Raw genomic sequence first — 26,847 nt, 5'->3', positions numbered from 1 at the left:
CATCTCTCCTTGTCGCCTGATCGGTAGTTTACCCTCGACGCAAACACCTGTATATGTATATACAAATAAATACCAGCAAGTGGACTAGCATTATGCCTGCATTCTTCGCCCCCCGCGCCCTGCTCGCCCAAGGCTGGGCACAGAACGTCCGCCTAGAGGTCTGCGCCTCCGGCATCCTGCAAAGCATCAGCGTCGGCGCCTCGGCCGCGGGTGCCGAACGCCTGTGCGGCCCGCTGCTGCCGGGCATGCCCAACTTGCACTCGCACGCCTTCCAGCGCGCCATGGCGGGCCTCGCCGAAGTGGCTGGCAACCCCAACGACAGCTTCTGGACCTGGCGCGAACTGATGTACCGCCTGGTCGGCCAGCTCAGCCCCGAACAGGTCGAGGTGATCGCCCGCCAGCTGTATATCGAGATGCTCAAGGCCGGCTACACCTCGGTGGCCGAGTTCCATTACGTGCACCATGACCCGCAGGGCCAGGCCTATGCCGACCCGGCCGAGCTGGCCCTGCGCATCAGCCAGGCCGCCCTGGATGCCGGCATCGGCCTGACCCTGCTACCGGTGCTCTACAGCCACTCGGGGTTCGGCGGGCAACCGGCGAATGCCGGGCAGCGGCGCTTTATCCACAGCAGCGACAGCTACCTGGCCCTGCACCAGCGCCTGCAGCCCCTGCTCGAACAGCGTCCGGCGCAGCGCCTGGGCCTGTGTTTCCATTCGTTGCGCGCGGTAACCCCGGAACAGATCGAGACGGTGCTGGCGGCGCACACCAGCGACAGTCCGATCCATATCCATATCGCCGAGCAGCAGAAGGAGGTCGACGACTGCCTGGCCTGGAGTGGCCGCCGCCCCCTGCAATGGCTGTACGAGAACGCGCCGGTGGATCAACGCTGGTGCCTGGTGCACGCCACCCATGCGCAGGCCGACGAAGTCAGCCTGATGGCGCGCAGCGGCGCCGTGGCCGGACTCTGCCCGAGCACCGAGGCCAACCTCGGCGACGGTATCTTTCCGGCGGTGGACTTTCTCGCCCAGGGCGGTCGCCTGGGCATCGGTTCGGACAGCCATGTCTCGGTCAGCATGAGCGAAGAGCTGCGCTGGCTGGAGTACGGCCAACGCCTGCGCGACCAGCGGCGCAACCGCCTGTACCGCAGCGACCAGCCGCTGATCGGCCGTAGCCTGTACGACGCGGCCCTGGCCGGCGGCGCCCAGGCGCTCGGCCAGCCGGTGGGCGAACTGGCCGTCGGCAAGCGCGCCGACTGGCTGGTACTGGATGGCGATGACCCCTATATCGCCACGGCCAGCGACGATGCCCTGCTCGGTCGCTGGCTGTTCGCCGGCAGCGCGCGACAGATCCGCGATGTCATGGTCGGCGGCCGCTGGGTGGTTCGCAACGGCCAGCACCCCGGCGAAGCGGCAACCGCCCGCGCCTTCGCCGGGGTGCTGCGCGAGCTGCTGGGTTAACCGCATCGGCCACGCTGCAGCGGCGTTGATCCGGGATCGCTATCCCGGATTGCGCCGCGTACCGCGACTTATCCAGGCTACAAAACCTGCAAGGCGATGGCTGACAACCCCACACATAGGCGCGGCGCCTTATTTCAGCCCCTTGCCCGAGAACATCAGCACCTTGTCGCCGGCGTACTGCACGCTGATGAAACTCTGCTCGTCGCCCCAGGTGCAACTGCTGAGGCCCAAGACGCCCGTGCACTCGCTGGGCGCGCCGAGCAACTGCTCGACCTCCGGCTTGCTCATCCCGGCTTTGAGCCTGGAATAATTGTCCTGATTGACCTTGCTGCAGGCAGCCAGCAACAGACAACACAACAGCACGGCGAAATAGCGCAACGACATGGCGCAGGCTCCAGAATGGCAAAGGGCGGGCAAGCTTGGCACAGTGCCGCAGCAGCCGTGCGATAGGACGTCAGAAACGCGCCCCGGGTTCCTGCAGGAAGGCCAATTCTTGCGGGGTCGAAGATCGACCCAACACGTCATTACGATGGGGAAAGCGGGCAAACCGCTCAATCACCCGCCGATGCCGCTCGGCGTAATCCAGGTAATCGGCAAACAATCCACGCTCGGCAAGCGCCGCGACGGACAGTAGCTGAGTGAAGCGGCGCACCGCTTCGTCTTGCAGGAGCAGGTCTTCGGCATGCTCCAGAACCAGGTAGACGAACACCCGCTGGATCGGCGCCAGCGCCTCTTCCCGCTCCCCGTCCAACCCCCCGAGCACCAATTGCCGGGCTCGGCCGTCGCCGGCAAACGCCTGCGGACTGTCGCGAAAGATCATCCGCGGCAACTGGTCGAGCAGCAAAATCAGCGCCAGCCAGCCGTGCGCCGACTCCGCCCAGCCATCCAGTTCGCCGGCCAGCGCCTGCGCCACCAGCCCGCCGAAGCGCTCACGTGCCTCGGCGTCCTGGCTATCCTGCTTGCCGAACCACAGCGCAGAGCGCGTCGCCGCCACCTCGACGGCGGCTGTCCCGGTACCGAACCACCAGTCGAACAACGGCTGCCAAGGTTTGCTCATGACTCACTCCTGATGGTAAGCGGTCACCCGCGCGACTTCTTCCTTGGAGCCAAGGAAGACCGCCACCCGCTGATGCAGGGAAGTCGGCTGGATATCGAGAATGCGCTGGGTGCCATTGGTCGCCGCGCCTCCCGCCTGCTCGATGATGAAGGACATCGGATTGGCTTCGTACATCAGGCGCAACTTGCCAGGTTTCTCCGGCTCGCGACTGTCGCGCGGGTACATGAACAGGCCGCCACGGGTGAGAATACGGTGCACGTCGGCCACCATGGAGGCGATCCAGCGCATGTTGTAGTTCTTTTCCAGCGGCCCGCTTTCGCCGGCCAGCAGCTCGCCCACATAACGCTGCACCGGCGCTTCCCAGTGGCGCTGGTTGGACATGTTGATGGCGAACTCCTGGGTGGTTTCCGGCACCTTGATGTCGTCGTGGGTCAGCACGAAACTGCCCAGCTCGCGATCCAGGGTGAAGCCCTTGACGCCTTCGCCCAGGGTCAGCAACAGCATGGTTTGCGGGCCATAGATCGCATAACCGGCGGCAACCTGCTGGGTTCCAGGCTGAAGAAAGGCTTCTTCACCCAGGTCGCCCGTGGCGCCGTTGCGATCCGGGCAACGCAGCACCGAGAAGATGGTGCCCACCGAGACGTTGACGTCGATGTTGGACGAGCCATCCAGCGGGTCGAACACCAGCAGGTAAGCGCCTTTCGGGTAGCGACCGGGAATCTGGTAAGCCTTGTCCATTTCTTCCGAGGCCATGCCGGCCAGGTGGCCGCCCCACTCGTTGGCCTCGAGGAGGATTTCGTTGGACAGCACGTCGAGTTTCTTCTGCACTTCGCCCTGCACGTTCTCGGTTTCCATGCTGCCGAGTACGCCGCCCAGGGCACCCTTCGAAACCTGATGGCTGATGGCCTTGCAAGCCCGCGCCACCACTTCGATAAGGAAGCGCAGATCGGCGGGGGTGTTATGGCTGCGGGTCTGCTCGATCAGATAGCGGCTCAGGGTAATGCGGGACATGGATGGCTCCGGGAAGGAAAGAAATCGTGCGCAGTTTAACCGGTTACGGGCGCCGGCGCCTCCTGCCGCCGCCCGTCGGTTGCCATCCGCCCCAAGCCGGCGACAGACCGACACCGCCCCCTACGCGGGCTCTGGCAACCTGTCGCAACCCGGCAGCGGCTTTAGCCAAGAAAACCGACCAGCCGGCAGATGTTGGTTCACAAATCCGTCAACGCCGTTATCATCGCCCGCTGCCCAGCCAACACGCGCCCATAGCCCCATGAAGAACAACCTGATCGCCGCCGCCGAACTCGACCGCCTGGACACCTGGGCCAAATACACCAGCGACATGTGCCACAGCTGCATCTCCAGCTGCTGCACGCTGCCGGTCGAGGTGCGCATCGGCGACCTGATCCGCATCGGCGTGGTCGACGATTTCGAGCGCGGCGATCCGCCGAAGAATATCGCCAAGCGCCTGCAAAAAGAGGGCATCGTCGAGCGTTTCAACCAGAAGTCGGGGATCTTCACCCTGATCCGCATGAGCAACAACGACTGCCTGTACCTGGATCGCAAGAGCCGCCTGTGCACCATCTACGACAAACGCCCGGACACCTGCCGCAACCACCCGAAAGTCGGCCCACGGCCCGGCTACTGTGCGTACAAGCCGAAGGCGCTGAGCTGAATAGTGCCAGCTAAAAGCCCCCGCCAGCCGGGCTGACGGGGCTTTTAGGCTCAGGGCGCGGCGGGCCTGGTCCGCAGCAGACTCAGGGCCATCAGCACCAGCAGGCCGACCCCGGCGAACAAAACGCCCCATAGCGCCAGGCGCTTCCAGTCCCAACCCGCCGGCTCGGCGCTTGCCGCCGCTTCGACCTGTTTCGGCTCAACCGCAGTCGCCAGCCCCAGCGTGGCCAAGCGCTGGTCGTCATAGCCCGGAATCAAGGTGCTCAGCGGCAGATTGGCCGACTTGCCGCCTGGGCTGCCGATAGCCAGCACATAGGGCGGCGTGCCGCGGGTGAGAAAGACCACCTGGGTCGCGCGGATGCCGACCCTGATGGTCGGTGCGTCGCCGCCCAGGCCGCCGCCACGTTCATCCACCTGCACACGCAGCTGCTGCACCGGCGCACCCTGCAGTTCCAACTCATCCTGCACGACCTCTTTGCCATCCTGCGGCAGGCGATAGAGCAGACCGCGCGCCAGCGGCTGCCACTGTACCCGGCCTTCACGCCGGCCCGCGACGCTTACCGGCGCCAGGGTATTGGCCTGCCCCAGCTCGACCCGCAAGCGCTGCAACGGCAAGGCCAGGGGCAGGTTCCAGCTGTACTCCCCGGCCTTGGCACTGCTCGGCGACAACGCGGCCGACCAGGTCAGGGGCGCCGCCAGCATGTCGCTGCGGGCACTCAGCAGCCGCGCGGACAACAGCTGCGGAGCCTGCCGAGGGCTGCTCCAGAGCAGGCGCAGGTAACGGGCGGACTGGCCCGGCAGGCGGATTTCGCGCTGCTCGATACGCTCATCGGCAAACGACAGCCGGGCAATCTGCCCATCGCCCCAGGCGCGCCACTGCTGCAGGTCGTCGCTGGCCTCGATGGAAAAGCGCTGAAAGCCTTCGTCCCCGGAGCTCCAATCGAGAATCAACCGGTGCAATGGCGCCTCGATGCCGCTGGTATCGAGCAACCAGCCGCGCAGCACCTCTGCCTGGGCATCCGCTGCCGCCTCCCCCAGCACCTCGACCAGGGTGCCACTGCTGCTGCGCTGCACACGCACGTTCGGGGCCTGTTCGGCACTCAACGGGCCGCGCAAGGGGAACCACTTCACCGCCGTGTCCTTCGTCTCACTCTGCCGGGCACTGCCCAGGGTCAGGGCATAAGCCAGGGCCTCGCCTTCGCCGTTGAACACCCGCAGGTCGCGCAGGTCGGCGTAACGCGCGGCCAGATGCGCGGCCATCGGCAGTTCCAGGCGGTACCAGGGGCCCTCGCCGCTCAGGCTCAGCGGCACCTTGAGGGCATAGTCGCTGGCGTTTTCCTGACCCAGCGCCAGAGGGGCGAGCAAGGCCAGCAACGTCAGCAGCAAGCCGCGCATACCGATCAATCCACTCATAGCTGCACCTGCTCCGCTTCAGGCACCGACTGCCGGGGCGGCAGCGGCGCGAAATAACCGACGATCAACAACAACACGCCCACCCCGATAAAGGAGACGATGCGCTCCAGCCCGCCCTGATTGCCCAGTTCGACGAAGAACAACTTGGCCACCACCACGCCGATCAGGCTCGCACCGACCAGCCACAGCTCGCGCCGCGCACGCAGGTGGCCGCCGATCATCAGCGCCAGGGCGATCAGCGTCCAGACGATGGACAACCCCGCCTGCACCCGCATCGATTCGAGCAACCCCGGCAACCGGTAAGGCACATCGCCCCAATGGTGGGCCGCGCGCAGCACCGCCGCCGTGAGCAGGGCAAACAGCGAAACGCCCGCCAGCAACTGGGCCAGTTGGCCCCGCGCCATACTCGCCAGGCCGAGTTGCGCCAAGGCACCGCGCAGCCAGTGGAACACCGCGAACAGGGCAATCAGCAAGCCCAGCTCCAGCGGATTGAGCAAGGGCAGATAAGGCAACGGCTCGGCACCGCCATCGCTGGCGATATTGGCCAGCCAGAACCAGGCCAGCATCAGCAGCGCCAGCGGCGCCGCCGCCAACAGACGGTATTCGCGCGCATACGCCGCTATCGGCCACGGCCACTGACGGGGTGCCGCCATCAGCAGCAGATACAGGCTTGGCAGCAACGCCCAACCCAGCCAACGCCAGGCGTTGTAGTGCTCCGCCAGCAGATAGAGCAGGTAGCGCAGCTCAAGGGCCAAGACCCCGAGAAGCAGCCAACAGCCCAGCACATGGGCGGCACTCAACACCCCGGCCGGCAGCAGGCCGCTCAGGCGCCGCAGCGCCAGTAGGTGCACGGCGAACAGGGCGCCCCAGCCGAGCCAACCGAAGTTCGCCAACGGGTGATACTCGAGGTGCCAGGCAGACAGCAGGATTAGCGCGGCCGCGGGAATCAGCAGCGTGCATAGCAGCGCCAGCGCCCGCCACTGCAGGCGCGCGGCAAGCAACAACCACAGCGCCACACTCAGGGCCGCGCCGAGCAACAACAGCGACGCCTGCACCTCGGCCGCGGCGAACCGGACAATTTCGCCACTCAGGGTCAGCACCCACCAGCCGCCGCCCCACACCAGCAACAGTTGCGACAAGCGCTGCAGGCTCCGGGCAGACAGCGTGGCGGCCTGCTCACGGCGCGCCACCTGCTGCAGTCGCCAGGCACCGATCAAGGCGGCAATGGCCAGCACGGCGGGCGTCCAGAACCCGGCGTGGGCCAGCGGACGCAGGCCTTCGCTGGCGAACGAGGCGAACAGCAGCGGGCTGGCGACCAGGAAAGACAGGCCGCCGAACAGCTGCAACAACAGACCGAAGATGAAGCTGGCGCGCTGCTGCAACTGCAGGCTGAGCCAGACGATCAACAAGCCGCTGCCGCCCCAGACCGCGCTGGCGCTCTGCCAAGGCAGGACGAACAGCACCGCCAGGTTGATAAACAGCAGCCCGATCAGCAAGACCGCCGACAGCCCGCGCATCAGCCGTCGATCGCCGCTGACCTGCCGATCCCGCGCCGCCAGCAGCATGCCGCCGATCAGCGCCAGACCGATCAGCGAGGCGCTCAGTAAGCCGCGCCAACCGGCAGCGGACGCCCCGGAGCCGATCCCCGAGGCGGCGTCCAGTTGCAGCAGAAACAGCGCCCCACCGAGCAACTGCACGGCAAAGGCGCTGAACAGGAAGCTGCGCGACTGCAGGCGCAGGCCGATAAACAAGCTGGCCAGGCCGGCCAGGGCCCAGCTGATCGCCGTGGCCTCGGCGTTGAAACACAGCGGCGCGAGCAGGTAGAGAAAAGCCAAGCCGGCGCCGGCCAATAGCGGCAAACCGCGCCGCTCCCAAGCCGAGGCCTGAGCGTCAGCCGCCTGACGCAGCCTGTAGAAGCTGAACAGCAGCGCCGCGCCGAGCATCAGCGCGCCCAGCGCCGGGCCAGCCAGCAGGCTGTCCACGCCGGGCCGCAGCTCACCGAGAAAGGCCAGCGCCGCCCCCGCCTGCAACAACAGGGCGAAGGCCCGGGCCAGGCGGCGCCGCTGGCGTAATCCCAGCCAGAAGATGCCGGCGCCCTCCACCGCCCAGGCGGCGGACGTCCAGCGCGCATCCAGGCCCAAGGGAATCGCCAGGGTGCCGAACACCAGGCCCAGCGCCAGGCAGGTTTCCACCAGCAGCAAGGCGCGCCCTTCCGTGCGCCGGGCCAGCAGCAGCGCCAGGCCCAGATAGAACAACCCCAGCGCCAGCGCACTGAAGGCGGCGGCGAACTCGAGATGCTGCACCAGCGCGTATTGCAGACCAAAACCCACCAGCGGCGGGCCGAACAGCACGCTACCGTCGACATAATCGCCCTGGCGCGTCGACCAGCGCAGCAGTTCATCGCGACCCTCGGGCGCATCCCCGGCCTCGCGCAGCTTGCGCCGGGCGAACAACAGGCCGATGGCCACGTACATCAGGAAGAACAACAGCAGAAACGGCTCGGTACTCCCCAGCAACTCCGGGGTGTAGGCACGCAGCCCCCAGGCGAAACCGATGCCGAAGGTGCCGACGAAGCCGATCAGGTTGAGCAAACGCCAGGCCTTGAACCAGGCGATGGCCAGGATGGCGCTGTTGAGCAGGATGAAATAGGAAAACAGCGCGACATGGTCGCCGCTGCCGGTCGAGGTCAGGATCGGTGCGGCAAAACCACCGAGCGCGGCCGCGGCCGCCAAGCCCAGGGCGTTCTGCGCCACCGCCAGAATCGCCGAGCAGAGGGTCACGAGCAACAGCAGGGCGAACGCCTGCGCCGGCGCGAGCAACGGGTGCAGGCGCATGGCCGCGAAGATCGTCAGGTACAGCACGGCAATGCCCGCGCCTTGCAGCATCAGGCCGTAGTTCGGGTTGCGCAGACGCAACCACCAGCCCAGGCCGAGCAAGCCGACGGCACTGGCCGCTACCCCGGCGTAACGCAACTGCACCGGCACCACCATGCCTTCGGTGGCGTAGCGCAAGAGGAAGGCCAACCCGAGAAATAGCAGCAACACGCCGATGCGCAGCACGGTATTGCCGCCGAACAGCCAGGCCTGAGCCAGATCGATGGCGCGCGCGATCGGCGAAGGTTCGCGCGGCTTGGTCGGCTGGCGCGGAGCCGGCGTGGCACGCGGCTCCTCCGCGCCCTGCGTCCAGGCATCGGCAGCACTCGGCGCCGGCCCGGGTTCGAGTGGCTCAAGAGCCTCCGCCGGCAACTCCCAGCTCAGCTCGGGCTCGGGCTCGGGCTCGGGCTCGGGTGCAGCGGGCGCCATCTCGACCGGCGCCGCCATGGCCGGCGGCGACTCATCCGCCGCCGCAGGCTGCGCTTCGACCTTGCACAGGCGCTCATGAACGGCCTGAGTACCCTGTTCGAAGCGCTCGGCGAAACTTTTCAGCTGCTTCGCCAGCTCGGCGTTCTGCGCTTCCAGCCCTCTGAGCTTGAGCGCCTGAACAATACCCAGCCCGACCAAGCCGCCCAACAGCGCGCCCGTCAGCGACTCTGCAACCAGAGCCCCCAGCACCAGCCCGACCAGCATGAAGATCCATTGCATGCGCTAACTCCTAGACGGATTGAACCGAACCACAGGCTTCCCTGCACTGCGCGCACCCGCGCCTGGGGCGTGCCGCGAGTATAGCGACCCGGCCTCCCCGCCTCCTACAGACGAGTGTCGGGCATATCACAGGCACGGCAATTTCACTCACCTGCAGGCGCGCAACAACACAAAAAAGCCCCATCAACCAGGATGGCGGGCGGGGCTTCGTTGGCAGCGGCCGATGCATTAAGACCGCGAAAAGAACACTGACACGCCACAACAGCGCGACACAATCTGACGCGCTGCCAGGGCAAGCTATATCCATCGCGAGAGCAACCAAGGAGGCCGCCCATGCCAAATGCCCTGACCCATTTCTGGCAAACCTGTGATTGGCACGAAACAACACAGACATTGCAGGCAGATACCTACAGTCACTGCCCACGCTGCCGATCCAGCAAACTCAACCAACGCCCAGCAACCCGCCTCGAACTCATTGCCGCAATGATTCCCACCCATGCCCCGCAACAAGCGCCACCCCGTCCGCTTCGCGCTCAGCTAATCCGGCAAGAGGAAATCATCCGAACCTGGACGCGCCAATAATCGGGCAACAGAAACGGAAAGGACGCAACAGCGCGAGATTGAGTGCGTGCAACCCGGCCTGACGCGCGCCATATAGCAAAGAGCCATCAAGCACGCTAAAGTCGCCACAAGAATGGCGTCATCCTAATGGCGGAAGCCGGCAACAGCACAAGGTAGTCACGATGTCCGATGCAAAGGATACGCTGCTCAGGCAACTCGCCCTGCTCCGCCTGATACCCCGCGAACCCCAGCGCCGCGCCACCACCACCCTGTTGGAAAAGCTGCGGGAGCAAGGCTTTTCCGTCAGCCAGCGTACCCTGCAGCGCGACCTGGCCAATCTGTCGCTACCCTTCGCCCTGCAATGCGAAGTCCAATCTTCCGGCAATCGCTGGAGCTATATGCGCGATGCTCCACTCGACCTGGCCGCCATGGACACGCCTACCGCGCTGGCGCTCTACCTCGCCGAGAACCACCTCAAGCCCCTGCTGCCGCAGATCGTCCTGGATCAGCTCGCACCACAGTTCAACCGAGCCCGCAACCACCTGGACGGCCTGCAGCGTAATGAACTGGCCCACTGGGCACGTCGCGTACGCGCCATACCTAATGGCAAAGCGCTGCATCCCGCTGAAATCAATCCGAATGTCTGGGGCGAAGTTTCCACCGCCCTGCTGGAACGCCGCCAGCTCAAGGTCACCTACCTCAGCCGCAGCAAGTCCGAGCACAAGGTACTCACCTTGCACCCGGCCGGTTTGGTATCGCGCCACTCGGTCAGCTACCTGATCGGCACGGTCAACGGCTACAGCGACCTGCGCCAGTTCGCATTGCATCGCATAGATATGGCCGAAACACTCGATACCCCAGCCCATGAAGCCGAAGCCCTGGACATCGACCGCTATATCCAGGGCGGCGGCTTCAATAACCCCGGCCCGGCCGAAGAAACCGAGCTGGTCGCCGACGTATCCCCACAGATCGCCTGGTTGCTTAGCGAAACACCGCTTAGCGCAGAACAGAATCTAGAACCACTACCAAACAACGACTGGCAGCGCCTGCGCGCCAGAGTGCCGATGGATCAGGAAACGCTGTGGTGGATATTCGGGCTGAACGACCATATCCGCGTACATGCGCCGCTGGTGTGGGTGGAGGAGATCAGGGGGAAGGTGGAAAGGATGCGAGAAATCTATGCCGCAGGTTAAGAGTGCGGGTGTACCTGCACTTTGAGAACGGGGCGTTTAGGAGAAGTACAACGGCGATGAAAAGTGGGTTCTTGACCTATGTCCCATCAAACACAGCGCGCAGTGGACACCGTCGCCGTCAGCGTCGCGCACGTGTTGGTTTGAGCCTTTAGGTCTAAGCCCAGCAGGAAAACCAAATCGTCCGATAAACAGCCTTGGACATTAGTGTTTGCGCAACGGGGCTGAATCAAGCATTAACACAAGGAACAGCAATGAACGCGCCTCAAGATCTCAACCGCCTGTACTCCGACGTTTCCGACAGCATCGCCAGCGCCATGGCGGATATTCTGGATTTGAATGTCGAACACAAAGACGGCAAGCGCGAGCTTGGCAACATGACTGAGAAGCTCCGCGGCATCCAAGCCCGCTTCGATGGTGAACTCGTCCAGCTGAAGACCCATGCCGAGTGGGACATGTTCACCATGGCATTTTTTGGCGAAACCAACGCGGGCAAGAGCACGATCATCGAGTCGTTGCGCATTTTGTTCAAGGAGGAATCCCGGCAAGCATTGCTGGAACAGCACGCCCACGACCTGGAGAAGTTCGAGAGTGCCCTGGCCGATCATATCGAACGGCTGCGCGAAGGATTGAACGCGGTTTATGCGGAATATGCAGCAGAAATCACTGCCATCAATCATGGAATGGCCAAGCTTTCCCAGATTTTGCTGGACGAAGCTACAGCCAGGAATCGGATCGCCGAAGCCGAGGCTGATGCCAGAACCCAACATGCCGAGCAGGAAACCAGCGCCCGACTGAAGGCAGAGCAGGAGGAATCCGCCCAACGCCTGCGACTTGCCCAGGAACAGGCCAATTCCAGTATCAGGATAAAGCTGATCCTTTTCGCCACTGGCGGACTCATCCTCGGAGCAGCCACTGCGGCAGTACTCATGAAGCTGGCAGGAGCCTGAGATGAGCGGAGTTGAACTGGACGAGTTGTTTGATGAAGCGACCTTAACCTCTGCACCTGAGGAGCTCATTGCCAAACGGCCCTTTACACCCATCGAGGTGACCTCGACCTCCCTGGACGAAGTGCTGAACCATCGACTGACCGGTCTTTTTTCCGGGATCGTGGAACATGAACGGCAAAAGGCGTTGGCACTGCGGATAGACGGCCGAATCATCGGCACGGGCGAAGCGGACTTCACCAAAGGCAACACGTTCTACACCCTCAATTACAAGGGTAAACGCTTCCAGTTGATTGATGTGCCCGGCATCGAGGGCGACGAAGGCAAATACGCCCATCTGGTCCGTGAAGCGGTGGCCAAGGCGCATCTGGTGTTCTACGTAAACGGCACCAACAAGAAGCCTGAGAAGGCCACGGCGCAGAAGATTCGATCCTATTTGCGCCTCGGCACTCAAGTGTGCCCCTTGCTGAACGTGCGCGGTAATGGCGACGCTTATGAGGATGAGGAAGACCGGCAAACCCTCGAAAGCCACGGGGATTCGGCAAAAGCCTTGCGCCAAACCGTGGACGTGCTTGAGTCAGTGCTCGGCACCGAGGCCATGCAGCAAGGTCACTGCGTCCAAGGGCTGCTGGCCTTCTCGTCTCTAGCGACAGACACCAAGACCGGGAATACCACGATTCACCCTTCCCGGGCTCAGGATCTGGTCATTCAGCAGCGTAGTTACCGGAAGCGTTTCCCATCCTCGAAGGCTATGTACGAATTCAGCCAGATCAAGTCGGTCGCCCGGGTGCTTCATGGAAAGCTAGGGACGTTCAAAGAGGACATGATCGAAAGCAACAAGACCAAGGTGCATGAGTTGCTGGTGGAAAATCTCGGCATCCTGCAAGAACTCCACGCCAGCCACGAGGCGTTCGTGGCCAAGACCGAGCCGGAATTCGACAAATGCCGCACCGCCGTCAAAGACGCACTGGAGACGTTCGAGCGGCTCGTGACGGCGGGCCGAAAGAATCTCTGGAGCGGACTGTTCAATGACCTGAGCGCGGCCGCTGACACTACCGTCGAGGACAATTTCGGCGACAACGAAATCATCTCAAGCAAGATCAAACGCGCGTTTCGGGATCGCCAGGAACAGTTGAAAGAGGATCTGCAGACGCAGTTCGCCAAGTACCTGACGGAGTTGCAAGACGACCTTGTCCAGGCCATGCAACGGCTGTTGGAGGATGTCTCGCGGGTTGAATTCGAGCAGGCACTCACCTTCGCAGACGGCGACCTGAACGTTTCCTACAAGCCCCCCGAGCTGGGTCTTGGCCTGGACCTTAGCGATTATGGCTGGATGGCGTTCAACATCGGTTCCTATGCCCTGGGGGGCGCCTCAATCGGCACATTATTCCCCGTCATCGGTAACATCATTGGCGCGGTGGCCGGCGCCCTGTTGGGCGTTCTGATCAGTGCCGTGCAAATCTTCGTTGGCAAGGAAAAACGTATTCGCAAAGCCCAGGCCAGCGTTCAGGAAAAGATCGACGAGGCGCGCGCTCAAGCCATCGGTTCACTGCGCGAAGATCTGAAAAACCTGCTCGCTCCCGTTCGCAGTCAGATCGAGGGAAAAATCCTCGGTCAGGTAAACGATATCCATGCATCCCTGACCCGCCCCCTGCATATCATCAAGCAGCAGATGGCATTGATGGACCGTACTAAAAATCAATTGGAGAAAATGCCTCATGGAACAATTCACGCAATTCAATGTTGATAAGCAGGCGGCGATCAAAGGCCTGGATCAGCTTCGGGCGGTATTGAACGAGCTGAGAGAGATGGGCGCTGACGTCGAGACAGAACTGCAGAAGATCGACGACGCAGTAAAAGCGATCGAAGCCGATGCGCTGCGCATTGCGCTGCTGGGCGCCTTTTCCGACGGCAAGACCAGCGTGGTCGCAGCCTGGCTGGGTAACGTGATGGCCGACATGAAGATTGACATGGACGAGTCCTCCGACCGCCTGGCGGTCTACACCCCGGAAGGGCTGCCAGGCAAGTGTGAAATCGTCGACACCCCCGGGCTGTTCGGCGACAAGGAAAAGACGGTTGACGGCGAACAGGTGATTTATGAAGACCTCACCAAACGCTATATCTCGGAGGCGCACCTGATTCTCTATGTCGTGGACGCCACCAACCCCCTCAAGGAAAGCCACAGCGCGATCGCCAAATGGATCCTACGGGACTTGAACAAACTGTCTTCGACGGTCTTCGTAATCAACAAGATGGATGAAGTGACCGACCTAACTGAACAGGCGCTGTTCGATACTCAGGCCACCATCAAGAAGGACAACCTGAAGGTCAAGCTCCAGCGGGCAGCCAACCTGACCCCGGACGAACTGGCGCGCCTGAACATCGTCTGCCTAGCCTCGAACCCCAACGGCCGAGGGCTGGCGTACTGGTTCGGCAAACCCGAACAATACGAGAGCCGTTCACGGATCAACGATCTGAAAGCCATGACCACCCGTATCCTGCAGGACAATGTACCGGCGGTATTGATTGCCAAGACAGGCATGGATGTCGTGCGCGATGTGGTGGGCCAGCACGTCATCAGGGCCGAAGACCAACTGAGCAGGCTGAGTTCCTTTGCGCAACAGAACGCCGAGGAATCCGCGCGCATCAACCAGGATATTTCCAAAGGCCGCCGAGAAGTCAAACGCCTTGCAGGCGAGCTTTTCGAGGAGCTGCAGAATATCGAAAACGGTATGTTGGGTAAGCTTCGGCCGCTGTCGCTGGAGGATATCCGTGGTTTCCTCGAAGACGAGATCGGTTACACCGAAGAGGGCGTCGGCTACAAACTCAACCTGAAGATCAAAGCCGCCATCGATCGTTCATTCGATCAGTCATCCAAAGTCACCAGCCGAATCTCCCAAGACATCGGCCGTCAGCTTAACTCAAGCGAAAGCTTCCTCAATGCCATGAGCGAGGGCGCACTCAAGTCCATGGGCGGCGCAGCCAAAGGCATTGCCAACCTGAGCCCAGACATCATCAAGGGGGCAGTATTTGCCGCACGCGATACGCTCGGCAAACTGACCGGAGTGGCAATCAAGTTCAAACCGTGGCAGGCGACCAAGATTGCCGGCGCCATTTCCAAGTGGGCTGGCCCCGCTGGTGCAGCCTTCAACCTGACTTCGGATCTTCTCGGTGCCTACAAGGCCCATGAACTTGAGCAGGAACTGAAGACCGCCAAAGACTCCATCGCAACCGTTATCAAGAGTTCGTTCAAGGACATCTACGACCTTATTGGCGACGATGAAAAACTGCTCGACTTCTTTGCCCCACAACTCAAAGAGTTTGAAAAGATCGTCGCAGCTGTTGATGAACGCTCGGAATTCATCCGCTCCAGCCAGAAAAAACTCATTCGAGTGCAAGAAAAACTAAGCGCCTTGGCGCTTCCGAGTACGACAGAGTCTTCAATGCTAGAGGTGACTGCTTAACTGAGACTTGAAAGCCGCCAGGTGTCGAACACTGGCGGCCACCCCCCCAATAACAACCCGTCACTCCCCCGAATTCACCCACACATAGAAAAGCACTCAGGATCAGAGTCGCGGCCGAATGACACTGACTTAAGTGCGGGCCACGGCTAGCCCGCCGTTATCCCGTCACCACCGGATAACAAGCCTCCCCCCACAAGCTATCCGGGTTATCCATCATCAACTCGATAACCAGCGGCACCAGTTTGCTCATCAGGCTGGTGCAATCTCTGAGCTGCTGGCGGTTGACCGAGCCGCCCCAGGTGGCACCTCCGTGGATCAACTGGTTGCGCAAGGTGTAGATGCGGTTGAACACCACCCCGAGCAATGCCGGCGTATTGCTCCCGGCCAGGGCCGTCTGGGCGCGTTTCTTGCCAATGGCGAAGCGCTCCTTCCAGTCCGCCTCGCTGATCTTGCCGCACTGGTGCTCCCAGAAACTTTGAAAGACGTAGGGGTTATCCAGCAGCAGGCGAATGCTTCCGGAAAACTCCTTCCAGACCAGCCCGTCAATGCGCTTGCCGCTGTCCATGGCGCAGAGCTTTTCCAGAAAAGCCCGGAATGCGCCTTGCTCGGACAGACGATGGTCTTCATCGATCTCGGTGGCATAGGCCGCATTGAAGGCGATCCACAGGAAGATAAAACGGCCATCGACGTCATCGCTCTGCTCGGCGCGGTTCAACCAACTCAGGGCACGGTGCACGCGCAGGCTCAGATTGGGCTGTTGCTGGTCGCGCTCCTGCCGATGCCGCGCCTTCAATACTGCGTACTGCATGTTCTCTCTCCTTGTTGTGATGGCACGACGATACTGCAGGCGGCTGCCCGCAGCCACTGATCAGCCTGATTGCAGAATGCGCGACATGATCTGTCGCCCCCTGCCTGGATACTGGAGCCAACCTGCCGAGACAGGTTTCTCCCTCACCGTTACGCCCAAGGAGTACGCCATGCACAACATGGATGAAGGCTGGTTCTACGAAGATAAGGGCGAGCGCAAGCGCGCTGCCTCAGCGTTAGAACTGGCCGGTCTGATCGAGTCGGACACCCTGAATCGCAGCAGCCTAGTCTGGAAGCAAGGCTTCGATGACTGGCAGCGCCTGGGGGGGCGATACCGAGTTGCGTCAGCACCTGAGTACACAGAACCCACCGCCCCTGGCGGGACAGCTTGTGAACAATACCCTGGTCTGGGTACTGGCCTTCGCACCTATGATTGGCTACATGCTGGAGTGGATGCTGGCGTTCGCCATCCATGACAACGAGTTCCGCGCGGAAAAGGTCATGGCAGAAGGTGGTTGAAGGTGGTTACTGGTATATCACCCTGGCCTTGAACATTCTGCTGGGCATCTTCGATGAAAAACGCCTGCAGAAGGCCGGACACAACACCGCGCGCTTCAAAGGCTGGGTCTGGCTGGTACCGGTCTATCTCTACCAGCGCGCCCAACACCTGCAGCAGAACCTGGCCTACTTTATCGTCTGGCTGGTTTGTTTCGTGCTGGCACTGATTGCCTAACCAAGGAGCACTCGAGATGCTGAAGAACCTACTCGCTGCAATCGGCTTGTTCGTTGTAGGGCAAAAGAGCTATGAGCTATATCGGGAATACAGCTCGCTCAAACGCGAAAAAGAGCAGCGGCAACAGACCGGCCAGCCCGCGACGTGCCAAGAGTAAGACCTATGCCAATACGTCCCGCGCCCATTACCCTGGTCTGCCCCAAGTGCAATTGGCAATACACTCTGGCGTCGCGCAGCGACGCCATATTCCCTGACGAATGGCCCGAGCACTGCCCACACTGCCGGCATGAACAACTGCAGAAGCGGGCAGCCACCTGGGTGGAAGCTCTGCTAGCCAAGCTACCCAAACGAGATAGACGCTAATACGCCCCCTTGCTGCCCAACTGATAGTTACTGTGCACATGCAAAAAGCCCCCGCCAACTCAGGTTGACGGGGGCTTTTCAGTCACCGGGCCTCAGGATCAGGCCTTGGATTTCTTCGCGGCGCGGTTACGCTCGCCTTCGTCGAGGATCTTCTTGCGCAGACGGATCGACTTCGGCGTCACTTCACAGAGTTCGTCGTCCTGGATGAATTCCAGCGCCTGCTCCAGGGTGAAGCGCACCGGCGGCACCAGGGCGATGGTTTCGTCCTTGCCCGAAGCACGCATGTTGTCGAGCTTCTTGCCTTTGGTTGGGTTGACGCCCATGTCGTTGTCGCGACTGTTCAGACCGACGATCTGGCCGTTGTAGATTTCCTGGCCGTGCTCGACGAACAGCTTGCCGCGCGCCTGCAGGGTTTCCAGGGAATAAGTCAGGGCCTTGCCGGTATCGATGGAGACCAGTACGCCGTTCTGACGACCGGACATGTCGCCGGACTTCATGGTGTCGTAACGATCGAAGATCGAGGTCAGAATGCCAGCACCGTTGGTCAGGGTCAGGAATTGGTTACGGAAACCGATCAGACCGCGAGCCGGGATGTTGTACTCCAGACGCACACGGCCCTTGCCATCCGGCACCATGTTGGTCAGGTCGCCCTTGCGCAGGCCCATCTCTTCCATGACCTTGCCCTGGGAGTCTTCCGGGGTGTCGATGGTGACGTTCTCGAAGGGCTCCTGCTTGACGCCGTTAACCTGACGGATGATCACTTCCGGACGACCCACGCCCATTTCGAAGCCTTCGCGACGCATGGTTTCGATCAGCACCGAGAGGTGCAGTTCGCCACGGCCGGAGACCTTGAACTTGTCGGCACTGTCGCCCTCTTCGACACGCAAAGCCACGTTGTACAGCAGCTCCTTGTCCAACCGCTCCTTGATGTTGCGGCTAGTGACGAACTTGCCTTCCTTGCCGCAGAACGGCGAATCGTTGACCTGGAAGGTCATGGATACGGTCGGCTCGTCGACGGTCAGCGGCTTCATCGCCTCGACGTTGTTGATGTCGCACAGGGTGTCGGAGATGAACAGTTGATCCATGCCGCTGATGCAGACGATGTCGCCGGCGGTGGCTTCTTCCACGTCGACGCGGTGCAGGCCGTGGTGCCCCATCAGCTTGAGGATACGACCATTACGGCGCTTGCCGTCGGCATCGATGGCAACCACCGGGGTGTTCGGCTTGACCTTGCCACGGGCAATACGGCCCACACCGATAATGCCGAGGAAGCTGTTGTAGTCCAGTGCCGAGATTTGCATCTGGAACGGGCCGTCGACGTCAACGGCCGGGGACGGCACGTTATCGACGATGGACTGGTACAGCGGGGTCATGTCTTCGGCCATCTCGGTGTGGTCGAGACCGGCAATGCCGTTCAGGGCCGAGGCGTAGACGACCTTGAAGTCCAGCTGTTCTTCGGTGGCGCCGAGGTTGTCGAACAGGTCGAAGATCTGATCCAGCACCCAGTCCGGACGCGCGCCTGGACGGTCGACCTTGTTGATCACCACGATCGGACGCAGACCGGCTTCGAACGCCTTCTTGGTCACGAAGCGGGTCTGCGGCATCGGGCCGTCTTGGGCGTCGACCAGCAGCAGCACCGAGTCGACCATCGACATCACGCGCTCGACTTCGCCGCCGAAGTCGGCGTGGCCGGGGGTGTCGACGATGTTGATGTGGTAGCCGTTCCAGTTGATCGCGGTGTTCTTCGCCAGAATGGTGATGCCGCGCTCTTTCTCCTGGTCGTTGCTGTCCATCACGCGCTCGTCGTTGAGCTCGTTGCGCTCGAGGGTGCCGGACTGGCGCAGGAGTTTGTCCACCAGGGTGGTCTTGCCGTGGTCGACGTGGGCGATGATGGCGATGTTGCGTAGATTTTCGATCACTTGTGTATCTCGATCAGAGGATTCGGTTTGCCGCATAGTCTACGCGGCGGAGATTAACTAAATACGAATTCGGCCAGACGGTGTAAAAGCGCGGCGGCTTTCACCCCCGCCTGCAGTCGGGAGGGCGATGGCGGATGCTGCCGCCATTCAACCCCGGCGTCTTATGCCGGACGATAAACGCGCACATTGGCATGTCCCTCGCTGAGCAGGTGGTGGGCATGCAGACGGCTCATCACACCCTTGTCGCAATACAGCAGGTACTGACGATTCTCATCCAACTCTTTGAAGCGGCTGTTCAGGGCATAGAACGGCAGCGTTTGCACTTCGACACCGGGCAACTCGAGAGGCTGCTCTTCGGCGGCATCGGGGTGGCGGATATCAATGATGACATGACCGGCCAGGGCTTCGCTGACTTCCTCGACCTTGACGTCCTTGCCCAGCTCGTCGATCACCTTGTCGATCGGCAGCAAGGTCGCGCGTTCGAGGGCGCGCTGGAGAATCGCCATATCGAACTGACGCTCTTCGTGTTCGATGCGGTCTTTCTTCGCCCGGGTGGTCGGGTTCACCGAGATCACCCCGCAATACTCCGGCATGTGCTTGGCAAACTCGGCAGTGCCGATGGCGCTGGCGGTGTCGATGATGTCCTGCTTGTGGCTGGCGATCAGCGGGCGCAGCACTAGCATGTCGGTGGCCGAGTCGATCACCGAGAGGTTCGGCAGGGTCTGGCTGGAAACCTGGGAAATCGCCTCGCCGGTGACCAGCGCATTGATCTGCAACTGCTCGGCCATGTGGGTGGAGGCGCGCAGCATCATGCGCTTGAGGATCACGCCCATCTGGCTGTTGTCGACCTTGCCGAGAATCTCGCCGAGCACTTCCTCGAAGGGCACGCTGATAAACAGCACGCGCTGCGAGCGACCGAACTTCTGCCACAGGTAATGGGCGACTTCCATCACCCCTAGCTCGTGGGCGCGGCCGCCGAGGTTGAAGAAGCAGAAATGGGTGACCAGGCCACGGCGCATCATCTGGTAGGCGGCGACCGTGGAATCGAAACCGCCGGACATCAGCACCAGGGTCTGCTCCAGCGAACCCAGCGGGTAACCGCCCAGGCCCTGGTGCTGGTTATGGATCACGAACAGGCGCTGGTCGCGGATTTCCATGCGCACTTCGACTTCGGGCTGCTTCAGGTCGATCCCGGCCGCGCCGCATTGCTGGCGCAATTGGCTGCCGACATAGCGCTCGATGTCCATCGAGCTGAACGCATGCTTGCCGGCGCGTTTGCAGCGCACGGCGAAGATCTTGCCCGGCAGCTGGTCGGCGAAATGCGTCTTGCATTTGTCCAGCACGTCGTCGAAGTCGCCCAGCGGGTATTCGTCGACCTGGAGAAAATGGGTAATCCCCGGCGTGCAGCTGAGCCGCTCGATCATGGCCTGCAGGGTTTTCGCCTCGCTGATCGCCGTTTCGACTTCCAGGTTGTCCCACACACCGCTAACCAGCAGCTGCGGATCGAGATCGCGCAGCACCGAGCGGATGTTCTTCGCCAATTGCCGGATAAAGTGCTTACGCACCGGCCGGCTTTTGATGGTGATTTCTGGAAAGACTTTAACGATCAGTTTCATTAAAACAGCGCATACCGAGACGGCTAAAAAACAGGGGCGCGGATTATAGCGGAAATTGTGCAAGCTTTGACCAAAAATACCACCACCCCACCGCAACGCACTCAATTGGTGCGCACAAGGTTTGCAAGGATCCATTTTGGTGCATTAATTGTGTCTCCTGTTCCGCGCAAGCCTCGCCACACCTGAGTTTCAGCCACTCAGCCCATTCCCGTGCACTGGCATGCAATTTGCTCCCTTGTGAGGCAGGTTATCCTGGCGGACTATCGCGCCGGACCGTACACCATTATCGAGGGCTCACCATGGCGAGCCTTATCCACCTGGAGGACAGCATGTCGAAGTCGATTCAACTGATCAAAGAACACGACGTGAAGTGGGTAGACCTGCGCTTCACTGACACCAAGGGTAAGCAGCACCACATCACCATGCCCGCGCGTGATGCACTGGACGAAGACTTCTTCGAAATCGGCAAGATGTTCGACGGCTCCTCCATTCATGGCTGGAAAGGCATCGAAGCCTCCGACATGATCCTGATGCCGGTCGACGACACCGCCGTGCTCGACCCGTTCACCGAAGAGCCGACCCTGATCCTGGTCTGCAACATCGTCGAGCCGAGCACCATGCAAGGCTACGATCGCGACCCACGCTCGATTGCCGCCCGCGCCGAGGAATACCTCAAGTCCACCGGCATCGGCGACACCGTGTTCGTTGGCCCGGAGCCCGAGTTCTTCATCTTCGACGAGGTGAAGTTCAAGTCCGACATCTCCGGCTCGATGTTCAAGATCTACTCCGAACAGGGTTCCTGGATGTCCGACCAGGACGTCGAGGGTGGCAACAAGGGCCACCGCCCAGGCGTCAAAGGCGGCTATTTCCCGGTTCCGCCGTTCGACCACGACCACGAAATCCGTACTGCCATGTGTAATGCCATGGAAGAAATGGGCCTGGTCATCGAAGTGCACCACCACGAAGTGGCCACTGCCGGCCAGAACGAAATCGGCGTGCAGTTCAACACCCTGGTAGCCAAGGCTGACGAAGTTCAGACCCTGAAATACTGCGTGCACAACGTGGCCGACGCCTACGGCAAGACCGCCACCTTCATGCCCAAGCCGCTGTATGGCGACAACGGTTCGGGCATGCACGTACACATGTCGATCTCCAAAGACGGCAAGAACACCTTCGCCGGCGAAGGCTATGCCGGCCTGTCCGACACCGCCCTGTACTTCATCGGCGGCATCATCAAGCACGGCAAGGCCCTGAACGGCTTCACCAACCCGGCGACCAACTCCTACAAGCGCCTGGTTCCGGGCTTCGAAGCACCGGTGATGCTGGCCTACTCGGCGCGTAACCGCTCCGCCTCGATCCGCATCCCCTATGTGACCAGCCCGAAAGCCCGCCGCATCGAGGCGCGCTTCCCGGATCCGGCCGCCAACCCGTACCTGTGCTTCGCCGCGCTGCTGATGGCCGGCCTGGACGGCATCCAGAACAAGATCCACCCGGGCGATGCCGCCGACAAGAACCTCTACGACCTGCCACCGGAAGAAGGCAAGCTGATCCCGCAAGTCTGCGGCAGCCTGAAAGAAGCCCTGGAAGAGCTGGACAAGGGCCGCGCGTTCCTGACCAAGGGCGGGGTATTCTCCGACGACTTCATCGACGCCTACCTCGAACTGAAGAGCGAAGAAGAAATCAAAGTCCGCACCTTCGTTCACCCGCTGGAATACGACCTGTACTACAGCGTCTAAACCGGCAAGCAAGATCAGAGGCCACCTTCGGGTGGCCTTTTTTGTGACGACTCATCGCACCCTTAGGCTGAACCGCCGATTTGTTGCACCAGTCCCGTTCGCGACATCAGCGCCCTTGCCAGCGCGCTTCGCCAGTGCAAGTCTTAGCAGCACATCCATCGGGAGAATGGCCATGCGCCTGATACTCACCTGCCTGCTGCTGACCCTGGCCTTGCCGGCCAGCGCACAGATCTACAAATACACCGATGCCAACGGCAATACCGTGTTCACCAATCAGCCGCCCGAAGGCGTGGCCACGCAAGCCGTCGAACTGCCGCCAACCAACACCGTGGACATGCAGGCGCCCAGCGCCGCCACCAGCGACAGCCCCAAGACCAGCCAAGAAGCCTTCTATCGAACCCTGCAACTGACCGACCTGCCCAGCAGCGAAGCCCTGCGCGCGAACAACGGCACCTTCAGCGTCGGCGTCGACCTGGAGCCCCGCCTGGCCAGCAGTCACCGCCTGCGCTTGTTACTGGATGGCCGGCCCTACGGCCAACCGAGCAGCGTGCCGCGCCTGCAATTGAGCAATATCGAGCGCGGCGAACACAGCCTGGCGGTCGAGGTGCTGAGCGGCGAGCAATCGATTCAACAGAGCGCCAGCGTCGTCTTCACCCTACAACGGGTCAATACCAGCAGCCCAGCGCTGCGCCCGCCACCACCCAAGCCCAAACCCAAACCGGCCTCCTGAACCATGCGCAACCTCCTGCTTTGCCTGCTGCTGACCTGCTTGCCGGCCGCCGCCCAGGTCTACACCTATATAGACGCCGAGGGTAACCGGGTCTTTACCGACAAACCCCGACAGGGCAATGCCGAACGCCTGCAATTGGCGCCCACCAACGGCATGAGCAGCGAGCTCAGCCCGGTGCCGCCAACAGTTGCGCCGATCAGCACACCGGCACCGAGCTACCAGATGCTGCGGATTCTGGTACCGCAGCCCGATGCGACCATTCGCGACAGCGCCGGCAACCTGATCGTCACCGCCACCAGCGAACCGGCACTGCACAACGGCCACAGCTTTCGCCTGCTACTGGACGGCCAGGCGATGGGCGAAGCCGGCCGCAGCCCGGTGTTCCCACTGGAGAATATCGACCGCGGCACTCACCAGCTGGCCGTGGAAATCGTCGACGCTCAGGGCCGCACCGTGGAGCGCACCCCGAGCCAACCGCTGCACATACTGCGCATCTCCCTGGCGCAGAAACGCCTGGCCAGGCCCTGCATGAAAGGCGATTACGGCGTGCGCCCGGAATGCCCACTCAAGGACAAGCCCGCGGAAAAGAAAGACATCCCCTTCGTGCCCTTTATCTGACCGCGCAGACACCGCACCATATTGGTGCGCGTCGCCGCACCACAGGCTATGCTGTCCCTGTTTTGGTTCGCCCGCACCCCTGGCGGCCAAACTGAAACGCTCCCAAGTCGCCGCCACGGCTTATTGCGCGGGTCTTTTCGGCGCTTTGGTTTGCTTCTTGCATTTTCCTGCTGCATTGCCGGAAGCCTCTGCCTATGACTATCAACGACGCACTGCACCGCCTGCTGCTCGACAACCTGACCACCGCCACCCTGCTGCTCAACGCCGACCTGCGCCTCGAGTACATGAACCCGGCGGCGGAAATGCTCCTGGCCGTCAGCGGCCAACGCAGCCACGGACAATTCATCAGCGAGCTGTTCACCGAATCGGCCGAGGCGCTGAGCGCCCTGCGCCAGGCCGTCGAGCAGGCGCATCCGTTCAATAAACGCGAGGCGGTACTCACCGCCGTCACCGGCCAGACCCTCACCGTCGACTACGCGGTAACGCCGATTCTCAACCGCGGCGAGACCCTGCTGTTGCTGGAGGTACACCCACGCGACCGCTTGCTGCGCATCACCAAGGAAGAGGCGCAGCTGTCCAAGCAGGAAACCACCAAGATCCTGGTGCGCGGCCTGGCCCACGAGATCAAGAATCCGCTCGGCGGCATTCGCGGCGCCGCCCAATTGCTGGCCCGCGAGCTGCCGAACGAAGGCCTCAGGGACTACACCAACGTCATCATCGAAGAAGCCGACCGCCTGAGAAATCTGGTCGACCGCATGCTCGGCTCGAACAAGCTGCCGTCGCTGGCGATGACCAACGTGCACGAGGTGCTGGAACGGGTCGGCAGCCTGGTCGAGGCAGAAAGCCAGGGCAGCATCATTTTGGTGCGCGACTACGACCCGAGCATTCCCGACGTGCTGATCGATCGCGAACAGATGATCCAGGCCGTGCTCAATATCGTGCGCAACGCCATGCAAGCGATCGGCTCGCAGAACGAATTGCGCCTGGGCCGCATCACCCTGCGCACCCGCACCCTGCGCCAGTTCACCATCGGCCATGTCCGCCACCGGCTGGTGGCCCGCCTGGAAATCATCGACAACGGCCCCGGCATCCCCGCCGAGCTGCAGGACACCATCTTCTATCCCATGGTCAGCGGGCGTGCCGACGGCACCGGGCTGGGCCTGGCCATTACTCAGAACATCATTAGCCAGCATCAGGGCTTGATCGAGTGCGAGAGCCATCCTGGTCATACCGTGTTCTCGATCTTCCTGCCGCTTGAACAAGGAGCATCTCCGCCATGAGTCGCAGCGAAACCGTATGGATCGTCGACGACGACCGCTCCATCCGCTGGGTGCTGGAAAAAGCCCTGCAACAGGAAGGCATGACCACCCAAAGCTTCGACAGCGCCGACAGCGTGCTCAGCCACCTCAGCCGGCAACAACCGGATGTGATCGTCTCGGACATCCGCATGCCCGGCTCCAGCGGTCTGGAGCTGCTGGCGCGGATCCGCGAACTCTACCCGCGCCTGCCGGTGATCATCATGACCGCCCATTCCGACCTGGACAGCGCAGTGGCCTCCTACCAGGGCGGCGCCTTCGAGTACCTGCCCAAGCCGTTCGACGTCGACGAGGCGGTTTCCCTGGTCAATCGCGCCTATCAGCACGCCCAGGAGCAGCAAGGCCTGCAGGCGCCCGTCGAGCAGCCGCGCACCCCGGAAATCATCGGCGAAGCACCGGCCATGCAGGAGGTGTTCCGCGCCATCGGCCGGCTCTCCCACTCCAATATCACCGTCCTGATCAACGGCGAATCCGGCACCGGCAAGGAGCTGGTCGCCCACGCCCTGCACCGTCACAGCCCGCGGGCCGCCTCGCCGTTTATCGCCCTGAACATGGCGGCGATCCCCAAAGACCTGATGGAATCCGAGTTGTTCGGCCACGAAAAGGGCGCCTTCACCGGAGCCGCCAACCAGCGCCGCGGTCGCTTCGAGCAAGCCGACGGCGGCACCCTGTTCCTCGACGAGATCGGCGACATGCCGGCCGACACCCAGACCCGCCTGCTGCGCGTGCTGGCCGATGGCGAGTTCTACCGGGTCGGCGGCCACACCCCGGTCAAGGTGGACGTACGAATCATCGCCGCCACCCACCAGAACCTGGAAACCCTGGTGCAGGAAGGCAAATTTCGCGAAGACCTGTTTCACCGCCTCAATGTGATCCGCATCCACATCCCGCGGCTGTCCGACCGCCGCGAAGACATCCCGACCCTGGCCCGCCATTTCCTCACGCGCGCCGCCCTGGAGCTGGCCGTCGAACCCAAGTTGCTGAAACGCGAGACCGAGGACTACCTGCAACACCTGCCCTGGCCCGGCAACGTGCGCCAGCTGGAAAACACCTGTCGCTGGATCACCGTGATGGCCTCCGGACGCGAGGTGCATGTCGGCGACCTGCCGCCGGAACTGCTCAGCCAGCCGCAGGACAGCGCCCCGGTGAACAATTGGGAGCAGGCCCTGCGGCAATGGGCCGACCAGGCGCTGACCCGCGGCCAGTCGGATCTGCTCGGCCGCGCGGTACCGGCCTTCGAGCGAATCATGATCGAAACGGCACTCAAGCACACCGCCGGCCGCCGCCGTGACGCCGCCTTGTTGCTGGGCTGGGGGCGCAACACCCTGACCCGCAAGATCAAAGAACTGGGCATGCGGATCGATGGCGTCGACGACGACGAAAACGACGACAGCTGAGCGGCTGCAACAAACGCTGGGGCCCGCACAGGCACCAGACCCAGCGGGCCCCGAGCCCGCTTTTTCTGCCCGCGCGCATGCCCCCTAGCGGCACCACCCTGCACCAGGATGCACTCCGGCGGCTCATTCTCGCGCCCGAGGCCGCCCCTGAGCGCAGCCCTCAGCACCGCTGCAGGCCCCGAAACATGGGGGCCGCCGCCAGCCGAAGCGATCTGGCACAGCCCCTGCATTGATCCAAGCAATCCCGGTTTTGGGGACCTTGGTACAGGCA

At 62.3% G+C, this 26,847-nt stretch carries 22 protein-coding genes and 1 pseudogene; 15 read left to right on the top strand and 8 right to left on the bottom strand.

Translation table 11 applies throughout. From position 1 onward, the window contains the following. The first annotated feature begins 92 nt into the window (after nucleotides 1-92). Complete coding sequence (locus P8H27_RS05445; RefSeq protein ID WP_289635690.1) at nucleotides 93-1,457, top strand: formimidoylglutamate deiminase; 1,365 nt, start codon at nucleotides 93-95, stop codon at nucleotides 1,455-1,457. Between the two features lie 129 nt (nucleotides 1,458-1,586). Here the strand turns inward: P8H27_RS05445 and P8H27_RS05440 are convergent, their stop codons facing one another. The 3 genes from P8H27_RS05440 to P8H27_RS05430 form a co-directional block, all read right to left on the bottom strand. Then, nucleotides 1,587-1,841 (bottom strand): hypothetical protein, encoded by a 255-nt coding sequence (locus P8H27_RS05440; RefSeq protein ID WP_289635689.1) that lies wholly within the window; start codon nucleotides 1,839-1,841, stop codon nucleotides 1,587-1,589. A gap of 70 nt (nucleotides 1,842-1,911) precedes the next feature. Continuing rightward, the gene (locus P8H27_RS05435) at nucleotides 1,912-2,514 is read right to left on the bottom strand and encodes a DUF924 family protein (RefSeq protein WP_289635687.1); all 603 of its coding nucleotides are present in this window, start codon (nucleotides 2,512-2,514) and stop codon (nucleotides 1,912-1,914) included. 3 nt (nucleotides 2,515-2,517) lie between these two features. Continuing rightward, a complete protein-coding gene (locus tag P8H27_RS05430) occupies nucleotides 2,518-3,525 on the bottom strand; it encodes a class 1 fructose-bisphosphatase (RefSeq protein WP_289635686.1) in 1,008 nt (335 codons plus the stop codon). Nucleotides 3,526-3,784: 259 nt separating this feature from the next. Between P8H27_RS05430 and P8H27_RS05425 the strand changes: the two genes are divergently transcribed. Further along, on the top strand, nucleotides 3,785-4,186 hold the full coding sequence (locus P8H27_RS05425; protein WP_289635685.1) for a YkgJ family cysteine cluster protein: 402 nt from the start codon (nucleotides 3,785-3,787) through the stop codon (nucleotides 4,184-4,186). Between the two features lie 50 nt (nucleotides 4,187-4,236). Here the strand turns inward: P8H27_RS05425 and P8H27_RS05420 are convergent, their stop codons facing one another. Beyond that, complete coding sequence (locus tag P8H27_RS05420; protein ID WP_374761332.1) at nucleotides 4,237-5,580, bottom strand: DUF3999 domain-containing protein; 1,344 nt, start codon at nucleotides 5,578-5,580, stop codon at nucleotides 4,237-4,239. Between the two features lie 14 nt (nucleotides 5,581-5,594). Then, nucleotides 5,595-9,179, bottom strand: coding sequence for a DUF2339 domain-containing protein (locus P8H27_RS05415; RefSeq protein WP_289635683.1), 3,585 nt, complete (start codon nucleotides 9,177-9,179; stop codon nucleotides 5,595-5,597). A gap of 743 nt (nucleotides 9,180-9,922) precedes the next feature. Between P8H27_RS05415 and P8H27_RS05410 the strand changes: the two genes are divergently transcribed. From P8H27_RS05410 to P8H27_RS05395, 4 genes are all read left to right on the top strand, one after another. After that, entirely contained in the window at nucleotides 9,923-10,933 is a 1,011-nt protein-coding gene (locus P8H27_RS05410; protein ID WP_289635681.1) for a YafY family protein, read from the top strand. 251 nt (nucleotides 10,934-11,184) lie between these two features. Further along, nucleotides 11,185-11,880 (top strand): hypothetical protein, encoded by a 696-nt coding sequence (locus P8H27_RS05405; RefSeq protein WP_289635679.1) that lies wholly within the window; start codon nucleotides 11,185-11,187, stop codon nucleotides 11,878-11,880. A gap of 1 nt (nucleotide 11,881) precedes the next feature. Continuing rightward, nucleotides 11,882-13,624 carry a hypothetical protein gene (locus P8H27_RS05400; protein WP_289635677.1) on the top strand — a complete coding sequence of 581 codons (1,743 nt, stop codon included), beginning with the start codon at nucleotides 11,882-11,884 and terminating at the stop codon, nucleotides 13,622-13,624. After that, nucleotides 13,596-15,341 carry a LeoA/HP0731 family dynamin-like GTPase gene (locus P8H27_RS05395; RefSeq protein WP_289635676.1) on the top strand — a complete coding sequence of 582 codons (1,746 nt, stop codon included), beginning with the start codon at nucleotides 13,596-13,598 and terminating at the stop codon, nucleotides 15,339-15,341. The genes P8H27_RS05400 and P8H27_RS05395 overlap by 29 nt, the downstream gene beginning before the upstream one ends. A 157-nt stretch (nucleotides 15,342-15,498) precedes the next feature. Here the strand turns inward: P8H27_RS05395 and P8H27_RS05390 are convergent, their stop codons facing one another. Next, the gene (locus P8H27_RS05390) at nucleotides 15,499-16,149 is read right to left on the bottom strand and encodes a HEPN domain-containing protein (protein WP_289635674.1); all 651 of its coding nucleotides are present in this window, start codon (nucleotides 16,147-16,149) and stop codon (nucleotides 15,499-15,501) included. Between P8H27_RS05390 and P8H27_RS20560 the strand changes: the two are divergent. The 4 genes and pseudogenes from P8H27_RS20560 to P8H27_RS05370 form a co-directional block, all read left to right on the top strand. Continuing rightward, a pseudogene (locus P8H27_RS20560) lies at nucleotides 16,148-16,414 on the top strand (hypothetical protein); the annotation flags it as partial. The gene P8H27_RS05390 and the pseudogene P8H27_RS20560 sit on opposite strands and share 2 nt — an antisense overlap. A 40-nt stretch (nucleotides 16,415-16,454) precedes the next feature. After that, the gene (locus P8H27_RS05380) at nucleotides 16,455-16,667 is read left to right on the top strand and encodes a hypothetical protein (protein WP_289635884.1); all 213 of its coding nucleotides are present in this window, start codon (nucleotides 16,455-16,457) and stop codon (nucleotides 16,665-16,667) included. Beyond that, nucleotides 16,621-16,881: a hypothetical protein gene (locus tag P8H27_RS05375; protein WP_289635673.1), complete on the top strand. Its 261-nt coding sequence runs from the start codon at nucleotides 16,621-16,623 to the stop codon at nucleotides 16,879-16,881. The genes P8H27_RS05380 and P8H27_RS05375 overlap by 47 nt, the downstream gene beginning before the upstream one ends. A gap of 16 nt (nucleotides 16,882-16,897) precedes the next feature. Continuing rightward, on the top strand, nucleotides 16,898-17,038 hold the full coding sequence (locus P8H27_RS05370) for a hypothetical protein (RefSeq protein ID WP_289635671.1): 141 nt from the start codon (nucleotides 16,898-16,900) through the stop codon (nucleotides 17,036-17,038). Nucleotides 17,039-17,342: 304 nt separating this feature from the next. On the opposite strand, the gene typA is transcribed toward P8H27_RS05370, so the two are convergent. After that, complete coding sequence (gene typA / locus P8H27_RS05365; protein ID WP_289635669.1) at nucleotides 17,343-19,163, bottom strand: translational GTPase TypA; 1,821 nt, start codon at nucleotides 19,161-19,163, stop codon at nucleotides 17,343-17,345. A 161-nt stretch (nucleotides 19,164-19,324) separates the two neighbouring features. After that, complete coding sequence (gene thiI / locus P8H27_RS05360; protein ID WP_289635667.1) at nucleotides 19,325-20,779, bottom strand: tRNA uracil 4-sulfurtransferase ThiI; 1,455 nt, start codon at nucleotides 20,777-20,779, stop codon at nucleotides 19,325-19,327. Between the two features lie 329 nt (nucleotides 20,780-21,108). Here thiI and glnA point away from each other — a divergent pair, with 329 nt between their 5' ends. The 5 genes from glnA (at nucleotide 21,109) to ntrC (ending at nucleotide 26,576) form a co-directional block, all read left to right on the top strand. Further along, a complete protein-coding gene (glnA, locus tag P8H27_RS05355; protein ID WP_289635875.1) occupies nucleotides 21,109-22,515 on the top strand; it encodes a glutamate--ammonia ligase in 1,407 nt (468 codons plus the stop codon). A gap of 172 nt (nucleotides 22,516-22,687) precedes the next feature. After that, nucleotides 22,688-23,245 (top strand): DUF4124 domain-containing protein, encoded by a 558-nt coding sequence (locus P8H27_RS05350; RefSeq protein ID WP_289635665.1) that lies wholly within the window; start codon nucleotides 22,688-22,690, stop codon nucleotides 23,243-23,245. 3 nt (nucleotides 23,246-23,248) lie between these two features. Next, on the top strand, nucleotides 23,249-23,863 hold the full coding sequence (locus P8H27_RS05345; protein WP_289635664.1) for a DUF4124 domain-containing protein: 615 nt from the start codon (nucleotides 23,249-23,251) through the stop codon (nucleotides 23,861-23,863). Between the two features lie 194 nt (nucleotides 23,864-24,057). Further along, a complete protein-coding gene (gene glnL / locus P8H27_RS05340; RefSeq protein WP_289635662.1) occupies nucleotides 24,058-25,143 on the top strand; it encodes a nitrogen regulation protein NR(II) in 1,086 nt (361 codons plus the stop codon). After that, a complete protein-coding gene (gene ntrC / locus P8H27_RS05335) occupies nucleotides 25,140-26,576 on the top strand; it encodes a nitrogen regulation protein NR(I) (protein ID WP_289635661.1) in 1,437 nt (478 codons plus the stop codon). The genes glnL and ntrC overlap by 4 nt, the downstream gene beginning before the upstream one ends. Nucleotides 26,577-26,847: the final 271 nt, after the last annotated feature.

Source organism: Pseudomonas sp. sp1636, assembly GCF_030376615.1.
Lineage (GTDB): Bacteria > Pseudomonadota > Gammaproteobacteria > Pseudomonadales > Pseudomonadaceae > Aquipseudomonas.
This window is presented reverse-complemented; position numbering and strand designations above follow the sequence as displayed.